General features: G+C 73.1%; 14 protein-coding genes. 10 read left to right on the top strand and 4 right to left on the bottom strand.

Translation table 11 applies throughout. The annotated features are described in order from the left end of the window. The first annotated feature begins 90 nt into the window (after positions 1-90). The 9 genes from DEI88_RS13715 (at position 91) to DEI88_RS13675 (ending at position 9804) form a co-directional block, all read left to right on the top strand. Complete coding sequence (locus DEI88_RS13715) at positions 91-1623, top strand: carboxylesterase/lipase family protein (RefSeq protein WP_111072551.1); 1533 nt, start codon at positions 91-93, stop codon at positions 1621-1623. 34 nt (positions 1624-1657) lie between these two features. After that, positions 1658-2731, top strand: coding sequence for a PrsW family intramembrane metalloprotease (locus DEI88_RS13710; RefSeq protein ID WP_111072550.1), 1074 nt, complete (start codon positions 1658-1660; stop codon positions 2729-2731). A gap of 40 nt (positions 2732-2771) precedes the next feature. Continuing rightward, positions 2772-4475: an adenosylhomocysteinase gene (locus tag DEI88_RS13705; RefSeq protein WP_111072594.1), complete on the top strand. Its 1704-nt coding sequence runs from the start codon at positions 2772-2774 to the stop codon at positions 4473-4475. Next, positions 4472-5830, top strand: a complete 1359-nt coding sequence (locus tag DEI88_RS13700) for an amidohydrolase family protein (protein WP_349775204.1) — start codon at positions 4472-4474, stop codon at positions 5828-5830. The genes DEI88_RS13705 and DEI88_RS13700 overlap by 4 nt, the downstream gene beginning before the upstream one ends. Beyond that, the gene (locus DEI88_RS13695) at positions 5827-6324 is read left to right on the top strand and encodes a cupin domain-containing protein (protein WP_258375151.1); all 498 of its coding nucleotides are present in this window, start codon (positions 5827-5829) and stop codon (positions 6322-6324) included. The genes DEI88_RS13700 and DEI88_RS13695 overlap by 4 nt, the downstream gene beginning before the upstream one ends. A 190-nt stretch (positions 6325-6514) precedes the next feature. Beyond that, positions 6515-7156: a hypothetical protein gene (locus DEI88_RS13690; protein WP_111072548.1), complete on the top strand. Its 642-nt coding sequence runs from the start codon at positions 6515-6517 to the stop codon at positions 7154-7156. Between the two features lie 100 nt (positions 7157-7256). Then, positions 7257-8090: an ABC transporter substrate-binding protein gene (locus DEI88_RS13685; protein ID WP_111072547.1), complete on the top strand. Its 834-nt coding sequence runs from the start codon at positions 7257-7259 to the stop codon at positions 8088-8090. A gap of 14 nt (positions 8091-8104) precedes the next feature. Next, the gene (locus tag DEI88_RS13680; protein WP_111013209.1) at positions 8105-8971 is read left to right on the top strand and encodes an amino acid ABC transporter permease; all 867 of its coding nucleotides are present in this window, start codon (positions 8105-8107) and stop codon (positions 8969-8971) included. 155 nt (positions 8972-9126) lie between these two features. Next, entirely contained in the window at positions 9127-9804 is a 678-nt protein-coding gene (locus tag DEI88_RS13675; protein WP_258368615.1) for an amino acid ABC transporter ATP-binding protein, read from the top strand. 120 nt (positions 9805-9924) lie between these two features. Here DEI88_RS13675 and DEI88_RS13670 read toward each other — a convergent pair whose 3' ends face one another. Then, positions 9925-11406 (bottom strand): DHA2 family efflux MFS transporter permease subunit, encoded by a 1482-nt coding sequence (locus DEI88_RS13670; RefSeq protein WP_111072546.1) that lies wholly within the window; start codon positions 11404-11406, stop codon positions 9925-9927. A gap of 96 nt (positions 11407-11502) precedes the next feature. On the opposite strand from DEI88_RS13670, the gene DEI88_RS13665 reads away from it, so the two are divergent. Then, positions 11503-12159 (top strand): TetR/AcrR family transcriptional regulator, encoded by a 657-nt coding sequence (locus DEI88_RS13665; RefSeq protein WP_181441275.1) that lies wholly within the window; start codon positions 11503-11505, stop codon positions 12157-12159. Positions 12160-12283: 124 nt separating this feature from the next. Here DEI88_RS13665 and DEI88_RS13660 read toward each other — a convergent pair whose 3' ends face one another. Genes DEI88_RS13660 through DEI88_RS13650 form a run of 3 tightly spaced genes read right to left on the bottom strand, consistent with a single transcriptional unit; the run spans position 12284 to position 14909 of the window. Beyond that, entirely contained in the window at positions 12284-13264 is a 981-nt protein-coding gene (locus DEI88_RS13660) for an NAD(P)H-quinone oxidoreductase (RefSeq protein ID WP_111036695.1), read from the bottom strand. Positions 13265-13288: 24 nt separating this feature from the next. Further along, the gene (locus tag DEI88_RS13655) at positions 13289-13987 is read right to left on the bottom strand and encodes a DUF6766 family protein (protein ID WP_111026258.1); all 699 of its coding nucleotides are present in this window, start codon (positions 13985-13987) and stop codon (positions 13289-13291) included. Between the two features lie 40 nt (positions 13988-14027). After that, positions 14028-14909 (bottom strand): aldo/keto reductase, encoded by an 882-nt coding sequence (locus DEI88_RS13650; protein WP_111072544.1) that lies wholly within the window; start codon positions 14907-14909, stop codon positions 14028-14030. Positions 14910-14917 lie beyond the last annotated feature (8 nt).

The raw sequence follows: 14917 nt of genomic DNA, 5'->3' as shown, positions 1-14917 counted from the left end.
GTACCGGCAGTGCCCGGAGCGAGGTCGTCGTCGAGGCCTCCTGACCGGGGCGCGTCGCGCACCGGGACCGCGGCGTAGCGTCGACCGACGATGACCACGCCGACGTCCACGGAGCCCCTGACCGTCCGGACCACGGGCGGCGCCGTCCGCGGCCGCGAGCGGGACGGGATCCGCCGTTGGCTCGGCGTGCCGTACGCCGAGCCGCCGGTCGGGGAGCTCCGGTGGCGAGCGCCGCGCCGCGTCAGGCCGTGGGAGGGTGTCCGACCCGCCGTCGCGCCCGGCCCGGCCGGTCCGCAGCGCCCGCACCCCTACACGGGCGGCATCGCTCGGCGGTTCCCGCAGTCCGAGGACTGCCTGTACGTCACCGTCAGCAGTCCGACCGACGCGGACGGCCTGCCCGTGCTCGTGTTCGTGCACGGCGGCGCCTACCGGTCCGGCTCGGGCGGGACACCCGACTACGACGGCGGCGCCCTCGCCCGGCTCGGCGTCGTCCTCGTGACCGTCTCGTACCGGCTCGGCGTGTTCGGCAGCATGGACCTCCGCGTGCTCGGCGGCGACGGTGTGACCTTCGACGCGAACTGCACCCTGCGCGACCAGATCGCCGCCCTCGAGTGGGTCGCCGAGAACGTCGCCGGCTTCGGTGGGGACCCGGCCCGGATCACCGTGTTCGGCGAGTCCTCCGGCGGGAACTCGGTGACGACCCTGTTGGCCGCGCCGTCCGCCCGGCCGGTGCTCGCCGGGGCGATCGCGCAGAGCGCACACCCGATGACCGCGCACTCGCCCGAGAACAAGGCGGAGCACGCGCGCATGCTCGCGCGACGACTCGGACTCGACCCGGCCCACGCCGGGCGGGCGATGCGAGCGATGCCGGTGTCGCGCCTCCAGACGGTGGCCGAGGAAGTCGACGACGCGGTGACCCGGGAGTCCCCGCTCGTCGCCGTCATGTCGCCGACGATCGACGGCGACGTCCTGCCGGAACCCCCGCTCGCCGCCGCCCGGGCCGGGCGGACGGCGCCGGTGCCACTCGTGATCGGCACGAACCACGACGAGGCGTCGCTGTTCAAGCACGCGCGGACCCCGATCCTGCCGAACACGCGGGAGCGCGTCGAACGACTCGTGGCCGGCACGGACCCGGAGGCCTGGCAGCGCATCCGGCGGCTGTACGCCGACGACGCGGACCGGCCTCGCCGCGACTGGGTGGCCGCCGGCGGGGACGGCGTGTTCCACGTGCCGTCGATCGACATGGCCGAGGCGCACGCCGCCGCAGGCAACCCCACCTGGATGTACCGGTTCGACCACGCGTCGCCGCTCATGCGGCTCGTCGGGCTCGGCGCCGCGCACGGCACCGAACTGCCCTACCTGTTCGGGACCTTCCGCACACCGCTCGGGAGGATCGTGGCCGGCACCGACACGCCCGCGACCCGACGGCGGATCCACGAGGTCCTCGCCGGCTCCTGGACCGCGTTCGCGCGCGACGGCGTGCCGTCCCACCGAGGCTGGACCTGGCCCCGGTACACCGCCGAGGACCGGGCGACGCTCTGCATCGACCGCGTCAGCCACGTCGAGCGGGACCCGGACCGTCCGGTGCGCGAAGCCTGGAGCGGCGTGCACTACGAGTTCTGAGCGCTGTCCGCCCCCGCGGAGCACGATGGTGGGCATGGCCACCACCGACCCGGCGCGCACTGCGTTCGACGCACCGATCGACCCGGACTACGACGACGTCCCCCGACCGCACGCGCACCACCGCCACGGCTGGTGGTGGAAGACCCTGCTCCTCGGGCTGGCGCTGTGGCTCGTCACGATCGTCGTGACCGTGTTCACGCGGAACACGAACCTCGTGCCGACGATCATCCTGCTCGGCAGCTTCCTCGTGCCGTTCACCGTCGTGCTGTTCGTCATCGAGCGGGTCACGGGGACGGTCAGCACGATGCAGCTCATCGTCGCGTTCTTCGTCGGCGGCATCCTCGGCGTGCTCGGGGCATCCGTGCTCGAGGCGAACCTGCACCAGAACGTGTTCCTGTACATCGCCGTCGGGTTCGTCGAGGAGTTCGTCAAGGGCGTGCTCCTGCTCTTCGTCGGATGGCGGGTCCGGCCGAAGACCGCGCGCCAGGGAGCGCTGCTCGGCGCCACCGTCGGTGCCGGGTTCGCCGCGTTCGAGTCCGCTGGGTACGCGTTCAACGCGGCGATCACCCAGCAGGGCATCGACCTGTTCTCGCTGCTCCAGACCGAGGTCATCCGCGCCGTGCTCTCGCCGGTCGGCCACGTGCTCTGGACCGCGATCCTCGGGGCGGTCATCTTCGGCCTCGCTCACGGCAGCCAGCGCATCCGCTGGTCGTGGCTCGTGCTCGTGGCGTACGTCGGCGTGGCCCTGCTGCACGGGTTGTGGGACTCGACGAGCGAGATCGCGGCGCTCATCGCGCTGCTCGTCACCGGCAACGCGCGCATGGAACTCATGTACGGCACGCTCCCGCCCGGGTCCGCCGGTGCGGTGTCGGCGCTGACGAACGTGCTCTACCTGATCGGGATCGCGATCGTGTCGGTCGTCGGCGTCATCGTGCTCGTGGCGGTGCTGGTGCACTACCGCCGGCGGTACCCGCGGCCGAACCGACCGGCTGCCGGGTCCGGTCCCGAGGCCGCCTTCGGTGCCGCCCACCAGCAGGGCGGCGCCGTCGACCAGCGTGGCGATGACGACGGGTGGGGGAGCACGCCGCCGCCGCACGTCCTCCGCTGACGCGCCCGACCAGCGGCGGCACTGGTCCTACACTGACCGCATGCCGCCCGCGCACGACGCCGACCCGGACGTGCTCGCCTGGGCCGGCGCGGCCGTCCGCCGGTACGCGGCGGCCACGAACCTGCTCGTCGCCGGACGCCGGTTCCGCGTCGTGGGCCCCGGCCCCGACGCGTCGACACTCCGCGCCGTGCTCACCGCGATGGGCGCCCGACACGCGCCGGAGGGGCCGGTCGACCAGCTCTGGTGCACCGGCGACCCCGCCGAGAGCACCGCGGCCGTCGACGCGCACGGCGCCCCGCCCCGAGGCCGCACGCTGGTCGTGATCGACGCGGGTCGTCACGTCCCCGCAGTCGACGAGGACGCCTTCGGCCCGGTCGTCGTCGCGCGCCCCGGCGTGCTCGCGGTCCCGCACCACGCCGACGGCGTGTTCCTGGTGAGCACCGGACGGGAGCCGGAGCGTGACGCGTTCGCCGCCGAGCGCATCCGGTGGGCCGGTCGGTACATGCCGGTGAGCAGGGCGATCGCCGCCCAGCTCCGCGCCGACCGCGCGCTCGCCGGGGTCCGCGTCGGCGTCGCGATGGTGCTCGAGCCGAAGACGGCGGTCCTGTCGTTGCTGCTGCAGGACGCGGGGGCCGACGTCGTCGTCTACGCGCACGCGGACGAGACCGACGACGCCGTGGCGGCCGCGCTCCGCGACGCCGGCCTCGTCGTGTTCGCGTCGAGCACGGTCGACCTCGCGGGGCAGCGGCGGCTCGCCCTCGAGATGCTCGACCGCGAGCCGCAGATCCTGCTCGACGACGGCGCCCACGTCATCCGCCTCCTCCACGAGGCCCGGCCCGAACTCCTGCCCGGCATGGTCGGCGCGGCCGAGGAGACCACGAGCGGCCTGCGCCCCCTCCGAAGCATGGCGGAACAGGGTGCGCTGCGGCTGCCGGTCGTCGCGGTGAACGACGCGCGCGCCAAGACGCTGTTCGACAACCGGTACGGGACCGGGCAGTCCACGGTCTTCGCGGTGTTCGACCTGCTCGACGCCGTCCCCGCGCGCGATGCCGTGGCGCGGCTGCCGGCCGCGGGAGGCACGGCAGCCGTGATCGGGTACGGTCCGGTCGGCGAGGGGGTCGCCCAGGTCCTGACGGCGCTCGGGCTGCGCGTCGTCGTCGCCGAGACCGATCCCGTGCGGGCACTGCAGGCCGTGTTCGCGGGGTACGACGTCGCGCCCGTCAGGACCGCCGTCGCCGGTGCCGACCTCGTGATGTCGACCACGGGCGTGCGGGACACGGTGTCGCTCGACGTGCTGCGGGCGTGCGCACCCGACGCGGTCGTCGCGGTGGCGGGCGGGATCGACCAGGAGGTCGCGACCGACGATGCTCGCGCCGCCGGCAGCGTCCGCACGACCATCGCTCCTCGCCTCGAACGGATGACCGTGCCGGGCACCGAGCGCGCGGTGGTCCTCGTCGACGGGGGCGGGTGCGTGAACGTCACGGCGGCCGAGGGCAACCCGATCGAGATCATGGACCTGTCCTTCGCGGTGCAGCTCGCCGCGGTGCGGATGCTGCTCGAGCACGGGGCGGAGCTGCCCGTCGGCGTGCACCCGATCGACCCCGCCGCGGACGCCCGCATCGCCGCGGCGGCACTGGCCGAGCTCGGACTCGCCGTCGACTCGCCTCGCGGACCCGACCCCTACGGGGGCGCGCAGGGGCGGCCCTCCGACGTCCGCACCACGCGGTTCGGAGCCCCACCGTGAGCGCGTCGGTCACCGTGCACTCGGCGCACGTCGTGGTGCCGATGACCGCGCCACCGATCCTGGACGGTGCCGTCGCGGTCCGGGGCGACCGCATCCTCCACGTCGGCGAACGCGCCTGGGTCGTCGACCAGCTCGCCGCCCGTGGCCTGCTGTACACGGAGCGCCGCTGGCGCGGCGCACTCCTGCCCGGTCTCGTCAACGCGCACTCGCACCTCCAGTACACCGGCATGGCCGCGGTCGGCGCCGGCCGGTACCGGGGGTTCGAGGACTGGGCGGCGGCGTTCACCGCCGACTACGGCGGGCGCGAGCACGACTGGGGTGCCGACGCGGCCGAGGGGGCCGCGCAGTCCATCCGGGCCGGCGTCACGAGCATCGCGGACATCATCACCGACCTCGAGGCGGTGTCCGTCCTCGCCGACGCGGGGCTCGGGGGCATCGCGTACTGGGAGGTCATGGACTGGGAGAACGCCGCCTGGCAGGAGCGGGGGCGTGACCAGGTCCTCGGCGAACTCGAGCACATCCCGGAGCACCCGGGTGCCGGTCTGTCCCCGCACGCGCCGTACTCGCTCGACGTGGGCCCGTTGCTCGACCTGCCCGACATCGTGCGTCAGCGGGGACTCCGGTTGCACCTGCACCTGGGCGAGTCGGCGTTCGAGGCGGAACGCCGCGCCCTCGAACCCGTGCCGGGCCTCGCCGGCGTCGTCGGACTCGGCCGGGGCGCCGACTGGCACCAGGCGAACGTGCCGTCGTTCCGGGCGCTCCGCGCACTCGGCTTCGGCGCGAGCGCCACGACGTTCGTCGACCGGCTCGGGGTGCTCGGGCCGGACTGTCACATCGCCCACGGCGTGTACATGACCGCCGCCGACCGGGCGCTGCTCCGTGCGCGCGGGACCGCCGTCGCCCTCTGCCCGCGGTCGAACGCCGTCATCGGGCTCGACCCGCCGCCCGTCGCCGACTACCTGCGCGAGGGCAGCGCGATCGCGGTCGGCACGGACTCGCTGTCGTCGTCGCCCTCCCTCGACCTCATGGCGGACGTCGCGGCCCTGCACCGCATCGCGCGGAACCAGGGGTACGGCGCCCGCGACCTGCACGAGCGGTTGCTCGCGGCGGCGACCCTCGGCGGCGCGCACGCGATGGGCCTCGACGTCGGGCCGGACCGCGTCGGCCACCTCGCCGTCGGCGCACGGGCCGACCTCGCGGTGTTCGACGTCGACGCCCGGACCGTGGCGGACGCCCTCGCGGAACTCGCGGAGGACGGCGCCGGCCGGGCGAGGGCCACCGTCATCCGCGGTGTGGTCCGCGCCGTCGACGGGACCGTGCTCACCGCCACCCACGTCCCCGAGAGGACCCCGTGAACGACACCCCGCCCCGCCCCGGCATGGTCGCCCGCCGCACCGTCGCCGGTGACCGCGTCGAGTGGCTCGACGTCCCGCCCCGCGCCCGCGCCCTCGGCATGGAACCGCACCCCGAGGGCGGCTGGTACGTCCGCACCTGGACGTCGCCCGCCGTGGTGACGACGCCCGCGGGGGAGCGACCGGCCGCGACGCTCATCCACTTCCTCCTGCCACCGGGGGAGGCGTCGGCGTGGCACCGGGTGACCTCGGACGAGATCTGGATGTGGCACGGGCCGGACGCCGTCGTCCTCGAACTCGGCGGCAGCGGTGACGCCCCGGAGCCCGGCGCGCGGATCACCCTCGGACCGGACGCCGGGCGCGACCGTGTGAACGACGCGCAGGCGTTCGTCCGCGGGGGCGTGTGGCAGCGGACCCTGCCCGGCGAGGGCGAGGTGCTCGTCAGCTGCCTGGTGTCGCCGGGATTCGCGTTCGAGGACTTCACCCTGGCAACCTGACCGCGGCAGGCCGTCGGCCTGCCGGCCGTCGGCCTGCCGGCCGTCGGCCTGCCGGCCGTCGGCCTGCCGGCCGCCTTTCATCCGCCGAGATCGCACTCGTTGCCGCTTCGAGACCCTCCTGAGCGGCAACGAGTGCGATCTCGGCGGCGGGGAGGGTGCAGCCGGCCCCGCGACGTGGTGGAGTGGTGGGATGAGCACGACCTCGTGGCTGGAGATCGACCAGCAGAACGCCCGCCCCGACGCCGCCACCCTGGAACGGTCCCGCGCCGGACTCACCTTCCGGCTCCGGGAACCGACCGAGCCCGCGATCGAGGCCGTCCTCGCCGCGTTCCGATCGGTGATCGTGCGCGGTTCCGTGTTCGGGGCCGCGTTCGACGTGACGGGTGACGACGAGACGACCGCCTGGTACCTCTGCCGCAACCGCGTGGACGAGTACGGCCTCGTGGAGGCGCTCCTGACGTCGCCCGCGATGGCGGCCGCGCTCCCCGGCATCGACCAGGACGTCCGGTTCGACGCCGACACGTTCGAGGAGCGTGCGGCCGTGGAACTCGACGGCATGATCGCGAGCGCCCTCATCTGGGGCGGGTCGTCGGCCTCGTTCAAGGGTCGCGCCGCCGAGGCGAAGCGCATCGGCCGGGCCTTCAGCGACGCCCTCGTGGGGGATCGGTACGAGGACTTCCGCGTCGACGACTCGTTCCAGGCCTGGAGTGGGTGGTTCGACGACGTCGCCTGGGACTTCACGTGGGTCATCACGGACCGGCGGCGGAAGGTCATGACGGTGGTGTTCGTCACGGACGACGACGCCGAGGCCGATCCGCCGAGCGCCGGCTGACGACCGCGGGACGGAACGGCGCGTCATCAACTCGCGCCGGGCCTCCCGGCCCCGTACGATCCGCAGCACACCCCGCTCGCGACCGCCCCGGAGGCAGCCCGTGTCCCCTCGACGCCGACCCCGCACCCCTCGCCCACTCGTGGCGGTCGCCGCCGCGGTCGTCGCGCTCACCCTCGCGGCCTGCAGCGCCGGCGGCTCCGGCTCCGGCAGCGGGACCGTCACGGCCGGCAAGCTGACGGTCGCCACCGGCCAGCCCGCGTACTCGCCCTGGGTCGAGGGGAACAAGCCGCAGTCCGGCAAGGGGTTCGAGGCGGCCGTCGCGTACGCCGTCGCGCAGGAGATGGGCTACGCGAAGGACGACGTGGTCTGGAAGCGGAGCACCTTCGACAGCGCCATCGCCCCCGGTGCGAAGGACTGGGACATGAACATCCAGCAGTTCAGCATCACGGCGAAGCGGAAGCAGGCGGTCGACTTCTCGGCGCCGTACTACACGACCACGCAGGCGGTCGTGACGACGTCGGGGTCGAAGGCGGCCGACGCCACGAGCATCAGCGCGCTCAAGGGCCTCAAGGTCGGCGTCGCCACCGGCACCACGAGCTACGACGTCGCGAAGGACGCCCTCGGACAGCCGCAGGTGTTCAACTCGAACGACGACGCGGTCCTCGCGCTCAAGAGCGGACAGATCGACGCCGTCGTCACGGACCTGCCCACCGCGTTCTACGTCGCGTCCGCGGAACTGAAGAAGGGCGAGGTCGTCGGTCAGTTCCCCGCCTCGTCGGGCACGGGTGACCAGTTCGGCATCGTCCTGCCGAAGGGCTCGGCGCTGACGCCGAAGGTGAGCGGGGCGATCCGCGCGCTCAAGGCCGACGGCACGCTGCAGCGCATCACGACCAAGTGGCTGTCGACCGCGGTCGACGTGCCCGTCCTGCACTGATCGGGACGCGGTCCGTGACCACCACCCCGACCACCGTCGTCGCGGCGCCGAGCGAGATCGAGGTCGAGCGGCGGCTGTACCGGCGCCAGCGGGGCCGCCGCTCGGTGGCGGTGAGCATCGTCTCGTCGCTCGTGGTGGTCGCGCTCGTCTGGGTCGGCGTCGTCAACACCCCCGGATGGGCGGCCGTGCAGCAGTCGTTCTTCGACCCGGAGACGGCGGTCTCAGCCTTCCCCGACATCCTGCTCGGGCTGTGGCTCAACGTCCGGATCCTGTTCTTCGCGTCGATCGGCGTCGCCGTGTTCGCGACGCTCCTGGCCGTCGTCCGAGGGCTCCGGAGCCCCGTGGCCTTCCCGCTCCGGCTGCTCGCCACCGGGTACACGGACCTCTTCCGGGGCCTGCCGCTCATCATCGTGCTGTACCTGGTCGGCTACGGCGTGCCGGGGCTCGGTGTCTTCCCGCGGTTCCCCGCCGAGGTCTGGGGCACCATCGCGATCATCCTGACCTACTCGTCGTACGTCGCCGAGGTGCTCCGCGCCGGCATGGAGGCCGTGCACCCGTCCCAGCGCCTGGCCGCGCGGTCGCTCGGCCTGTCGCATGCGCAGACGCTCCGGCTCGTCGTCCTGCCGCAGGGGCTGCGGAAGGTCACCCCGGCGCTCATGAACGACTTCGTGTCGATGCAGAAGGACGTCGGGCTCGTGTCGATCCTCGGCGCGGTGGACGCCGTGCGGGCCGCGAACATCGCGCAGGCCGAGTCGTACGACTTCACGCCGTACTTCGTCGCGGGGCTCCTGTTCGTGCTCATCAGCCTGCCCCTCATCCGGCTCACCGACGCGCTCGCGCTGCGCCAGCAGCGGCGGGAGCAGAGCGGTGGTGCGGTGTGACCGCGGACGCGACGAGCGCGCCGGACACCAGCCGCTCCTCCCGGCCCGGTCGGTCCGGTTCGCCGGCCGGTCGGGAGGCTCGGCACCCGTCCGCCACCGACGCGCCGGTCCTCGAGCTCCGCGGCCTCCGCAAGACCTTCGGGGACACGGCGGTCCTGCGCGGCATCGACCTGGCCGTCGACCGGCACGACGTCGTCGTGGTCATCGGCGCCTCGGGATCCGGTAAGTCGACCCTGCTGCGGACGGTGAACCTGCTCGAGCCGATCGACGACGGCCAGATCCTGCTGCAGGGGCAGGACATCTCCGATCCCCGTGTCGACGTCGACGCCACCCGCGGACGCATCGGTGTCGTGTTCCAGCAGTTCAACCTGTTCCCGCACATGACCGTGCTCGACAACGTCACGATCGCAGCCCGCCGTGTCCACCGGATCCCGCGCGCCGAGGCCGAGACGACCGCGCGCCGGCTGCTCGACCGCATCGGCCTCGGGGCGTTCGCGGGGGCGTACCCGGACCGGCTCTCGGGCGGACAGCAGCAGCGCGTCGCCATCGTGCGCGCGATCGCCACCGACCCCGAGCTGCTCCTGCTCGACGAGGTCACGAGCGCCCTCGACCCGCAGCTCGTCGGCGAGGTGCTCGACCTCGTGCGCGACCTGAAGCAGGGCGGCTCGACGATCCTCATGACGACGCACGAGATGTCGTTCGCCCGCCGGGTCGCCGACCGCGTGGTGTTCCTGCACGAGGGGGCCGTGGCCGAGCAGGGGTCGCCCGACGCCGTGCTCGGGGATCCGCAGCACCCCGCGCTCCGGGCGTTCCTGGCGCGCGTGCAGCGCTGACCCGGTGCGCGGGCCGCCGGATCCCCTCACACACCCCTCCGCGAGATCGCAGTCGTTGCCGTTCTGGAAGGGTCCGAAACGGCAACGACTGCGATCTCGCCGAAGTGGGGGGGGCGGCGGTCAGGCGGCCGGGGCCGGGGCCGGGGCCGGGGCCGCGTCCGGGAGGACCGCCTGCGTCGGGAGCGCCGACTCCGCCTCCGGGGTGAGCGCCCCGCGGCGGAGCACCCCGCTCGGCAGGAAGAGGGCCAGCACCGCCGCCAGGAGCACCACGCCGGCGCCCACGACCACGGCGGGCTGGGCGGCCGACACGTACCCCGTCGGAGTGAGGTGGCCGCCCGCGCCCGTGAACACCGCGGTGAGGACGGCGATCCCGAGCGCGATCCCGATCTCGCGGAGCGTCGAGTTCGTGCCGGACGCCTTGGCGTGGTCCTCCGGGGGCATGCTCGCCAGGACCGCCGTGGACAGCGGCGCGAACACCAGGCCCATGCCGACGCCCGCCAGCAGGAAGCCCGGCAACAGCACGCCGTATCCGACGTCCGCGGACATCGTCAGTGCGATCTCGAACAGGCCCGCCGACAGGAGCACGAGGCCGCCGACGATGAGCGCACGGGTCCCGACGCGCGGGGCGATGAATCCCGTGAGCGGTGCGATGACCATCGGCGCGAGGGTCCAGGGCATCGTGGCGACGCCAGCCTGCAGCGGGGTGTTCCCCTGCACGATCTGCAGGAACTGGATGAGGATGAACACCGCGCCGAACGTGCCGAAGCTGAATGCGGTCGCGACGGCGTTCGCGAGCGTGAAGCCCCGGTCCCGGAACAGTCGCAAGGGGAGGAGCGGTGCGCTCGTGCGGGCCTCCCGGACGATGAAGGCGGCGATGAGCGCGGCGCCGGCGACCAGGGCGCCGACGACCTGCCCACTGCCCCAGCCTGCGTCGTTGCCACGGACGACCCCGAACACGATGCCGAGCACGCCGAGCCCGGCGAGGAGCACACCGATGACGTCGGCGCGGAGTCTCGCGCCGAGTGCGTTCGGGAGCGCGGCGAGCGCGAGCGGGACGGCGATGACGCCGACCGGCACGTTGAGCCAGAAGATCGCCTGCCAGTTCCAGCCCTCGACGACGGCGCCGCCGATGAGCGGGCCGAGCGCGACGCCCAGGCCGGACACGCCGCCCCACACGCCGATCGCGAGGGAGCGTGCGCGGTCGGGCACACTGCCGACGAGCAGGGTGAGCGAGAGCGGCATGATCGCGGCAGCACCGGCGCCCTCGAGCGCTCGGGCGGCGATGAGCGCGGTGGGGTCCCCGCTCACGGCGCACAGCGCGGAGGCGACCGTGAAGATCGCGATGCCGACCACGAACACGTGTCGACGCCCGAAGCGGTCCCCGATGCCGACGGCGAGCAGCATGAGGGCGGCGAACGCCAGGGTGTAGGCGTTCGTGATCCACTGCAGGTCCTCGACCGAGGCGCCGAGGTCCTCGTGGATGACGGGAAGCGCGCTCGTCACCACGAGGTTGTCGAGCGTGGCCATGAACATCGGGAGCGAGGCGGCGAGGATCGCCAGCCAGACCGGGATGCGACGGGTGGGTGGAGCTGAAGCGGTCATCGTTGCCTCCGCGGATCGTGTGCCGGCCGGGAGGCCCGACAGCAGTTGTAATCGGATGATCACAAACCGTAGTAATCGGTTGATACCATGTCAAGCGTGAGTCCCGCATCGTCCCCGACCGCTGCTGCGTCCGCTGGATCCGCCGCATCCCCCGCGACCCGGATGCCCGCGGCGGAGCGTCGCGTCCTCATCCTCGACATCGCGCGCACCGTGTTCGGGCGACGCGGGTACCACGGCACGACGACCGACCAGATCGCCAGCGCCGCGGGCATCAGCCAGCCCTACGTCGTGCGGATGTTCGGTACGAAGGAGAAGCTGTTCCTCGAGGTCCTCGCCGACACGCTCGACACCCTCATGGCGGCGTTCCGAACCGCCCTCGACGGCGCGGTCGCCCGCGGCGAGGACGAGCACGGCACGGCACGGGCGGTGGGCAACGCGTACCTCGACCTCGCTGCCACGCGCGGGTTCCACACGCTGCTGCTCCAGGCGTTCGTGTCGGGCGCCGATCCCGCGATCGGCGCCGCGGCACGAGCCGGGTTCCTCGAGATCTACCGGTTCCTCGTGCACGACGCGGGGTTCACGCCCGAGCGCGTGCACGAGTTCCTCGGCAGCGGCATGCTGTTCAGCGTCCTGCTCGGGATCGAGATGCCCGGCCTGTACGACACGGACGACGACGCCGCGGCGCTCATGCACGCGAGCTTCGGTGACAAGTGCGCCGCCATCGTCGACTTCGCGCGCACGCACGCGGACTGACCCGGCCCCGGCCCGGCCGGCCCGGCCCGGCCCTCCTCCGCGAGATCGCAGTCGTTGCCGCTCTGACCAGACTCAGAGCGGCAACGACTGCGATCTCACCGGATGGCGGGGGCGGCCGGAGGGGTCAGGGGGTCAGGAGGACCTTGCCGATCGTGGCGCCCTCCGCGACCAGGCGGTGCGCGTCGGCGGCCTGCGCCATGGGCAGCACGGTGTCGACGACGGGCGCGACCCGACCACGCTCGACGAACGGCCAGACCTCGCGACGGACCGAGGCGACGATCTCGGCCTTCTCCTCGGCCGGACGAGCACGGAGCGTCGTCGCGGTGACACTGGCGCGCTTCCGCATGAGGAGCCCGAGGTCGAGCGGGGCGTCCGGGGCCGAGCCCGTGCTGCCGATGACGACGAGATGGCCGTTCACCGCGAGCGCTTCGAGGTTCCGCTGCAGGTAGGTCGGCCCCACGATGTCGAGCACGACGTCGACCCCGGCGCCGTCGGTCTGCTCCCGCACGACGGTGACGAAGTCCTCGTCGCGGTGGTTGATGACGACGTCGGCGCCGAACCGCCGGGCTGCCTCGAGCTTCGGCGTGCTGCCCGCGGTCGCGAACACCCGGGCGCCGAGGGCATGCGCCCACTGGATGGCGTGTGACCCCATGCCGCTGCCGCCGCCGTGCACGAGGAGCGACTGCCCCGGGCGCAGGCCCGCGATCATCCCGACGTTCGAGTACACCGTGCACGCGGCTTCGGGCAGACCCGCGGCCGCGACGAGGTCGAGGTCGTCGGGGACCGGGAGCACTTGCGCGGCGGGGACGGCCACGAGCTCGGCGTACCCACCGCCGCTCAGCAGCGCGCAGACCCGATCGCCCACGTGCCAGTCGCTGACGCCCTCGCCGACCGCGGCGATCGTGCCGGAGCACTCGAGCCCCAGGATCGGCGAGGCACCCTGCGGCACCGGGTAGTGCCCCCGCCGCTGGAGCAGATCCGCGTTGTTGATGCCGGCGGCGGCGACGGCGATCAGGACCTCACCCGGACCGGCGACGGCGTCGGGGGCGTCGGACCAGACGAGGACGGCCTCGTCGCCGGGAGCGTCGAACGTGATGGCGTGCATGCGGTCGACGCTACGCCGGGCTCCTCAGCCCTCCGTGCCGGTGTCGTCCCGGGGCGCGGCCACCCGTTTCGACTGGGTCGAGCCGCGCTGCCGGAGCCACACGGTGGCCACGATCATGACCGAGATCACCATGAACTCCGATTGCCAGTTCTGCATCGACTCGAACCAGAACTGGCTCGTGGCGAGGTAGCCCCACCCGGAGACGACGGCGCCGCCGTGCTCGCGTTGGTCCTCGTTGTAGGCCGCAGCGCCGCCGAGGACGTGCCCCACGACGCTGCCGACGAACAGCAGCGCGAAGAGGATGAGCAGCGAGTTCTCGTACAACACGAGTGCCAGGCCCCCGCGCCGGACCGGCCAGGGGACACGAGCGTCGTCCCGGTGCTCCCGCGGGTCGTCGTCCTGCTCGGCCGCTTCGTCCAGGGGCTTCGACTCGCTCGACCCCCACTGGAACAGGAACGACGTCAACACGACGTACGACCCCATCTGGAGGAACTCGCTCTCCCAGTTCTCGAACGTCGCCTCGACGAAGTCCCCGCTCCGCAGGAACGCGCCGAGGGACTCCGCCGCCCGGCCGTGCTCGAGTGCGTCGGCGTTCGCGACGTGCCAGCCGCTGAACACCATTCCCGCGAAGAAGACGAGGAACGCGATCAGGTTGACGAGCAGCAGCCCGTTCCGTCGCGCCCACGTCCACTCCTGCGGCCGGTCACGCAGGAAGGCGCTCATGTCGTCCGCCGGGTTCCCGCGTGCCGACCGCGGAGCACGATCACGCCGCGGGTGCCTGCGCGGCGTCGAGGCGCTCGATCTGCTCGGGCCGCAGCTTGACGTCGGCCGCCCGCACGGAATCGAGGATCGACTGCGGTCGTGACGCACCCGGGATCGGGATGACGACGTCGCTCTTCTGCAGCTCCCACGCCAGTGCGATCACCTGCGGGGAGACGTCGTGCTCGCGCGCGACGATCGAGAAGGCCTCGTGGATGGCCCCGAGGTCACCGGCCGACGTGATGCCGCCGAGCGGAGCCCACGGCAGGAACGTGATGCCGAGCTCGTCGCACAGGACGAGTTCGACCTCGCTCGTGCGGAACGCCGGCGAGTACTGGTTCTGCACGGACACGAGCCGCCCGTCGAGGATCTCGTTCGCCTGTCGGATCTGGTCGACGTCGGCGTTCGAGATGCCCGCCATGCGGATGACGCCCTCGTCGAGCAGGTCGGCCAGGGCACCGATCGAGTCGGCGTAGGGCACGGCCGGGTCGGGCCGGTGGAACTGGTAGAGGTCGATGGCCTCGACGCCGAGGCGCTTCGCCGATGCCTTGGCGGCCTCCTTGAGGTAGGCCGGGTCGCCGTTCTGGGTCCACCGCTCGTCCGGCCCGGGGCGCAGGTGTCCCCCCTTCGTGGCGATGACGACGTGCGACGTGTCCCCGCCGTACTCCGCGATGGCCTTGGCGATGAGCGATTCGTTGTGCCCGACCTCGTCGTGGCCGCCCAGGTGGTAGGCGTCCGCCGTGTCGATGAGGGTCACCCCGGCCTCGAGCGCGGCGTGGATGGTCGCGATCGCGCGGCGTTCGTCCGGTCGCCCCTCGATGGACATGGGCATGCCGCCCAGACCGATGGCGCTGACGTCGGTGTCTCCGATGGTCCGTTGTCTCATGGCTCCAG

Origin of the sequence: Curtobacterium sp. MCBD17_003, assembly GCF_003234885.2 — a bacterium.
Classification (GTDB): domain Bacteria; phylum Actinomycetota; class Actinomycetes; order Actinomycetales; family Microbacteriaceae; genus Curtobacterium.
This window is presented reverse-complemented; position numbering and strand designations above follow the sequence as displayed.

What these genes read in the sequence shown, in the direction of transcription:
- DEI88_RS13655 (WP_111026258.1), bottom strand. Translation starts at nt 13,987, where the DNA reads ATGAGCGCCTTCCTGCGTGACCGGCCGCAGGAGTGGACGTGGGCGCGA.
- DEI88_RS13670 (WP_111072546.1), bottom strand. Translation starts at nt 11,406, where the DNA reads ATGACCGCTTCAGCTCCACCCACCCGTCGCATCCCGGTCTGGCTGGCG.
- DEI88_RS13650 (WP_111072544.1), bottom strand. Translation starts at nt 14,909, where the DNA reads ATGAGACAACGGACCATCGGAGACACCGACGTCAGCGCCATCGGTCTG.
- DEI88_RS13705 (WP_111072594.1), top strand. Translation starts at nt 2,772, where the DNA reads ATGCCGCCCGCGCACGACGCCGACCCGGACGTGCTCGCCTGGGCCGGC.
- DEI88_RS13715 (WP_111072551.1), top strand. Translation starts at nt 91, where the DNA reads ATGACCACGCCGACGTCCACGGAGCCCCTGACCGTCCGGACCACGGGC.
- DEI88_RS13660 (WP_111036695.1), bottom strand. Translation starts at nt 13,264, where the DNA reads ATGCACGCCATCACGTTCGACGCTCCCGGCGACGAGGCCGTCCTCGTC.
- DEI88_RS13690 (WP_111072548.1), top strand. Translation starts at nt 6,515, where the DNA reads ATGAGCACGACCTCGTGGCTGGAGATCGACCAGCAGAACGCCCGCCCC.
- DEI88_RS13710 (WP_111072550.1), top strand. Translation starts at nt 1,658, where the DNA reads ATGGCCACCACCGACCCGGCGCGCACTGCGTTCGACGCACCGATCGAC.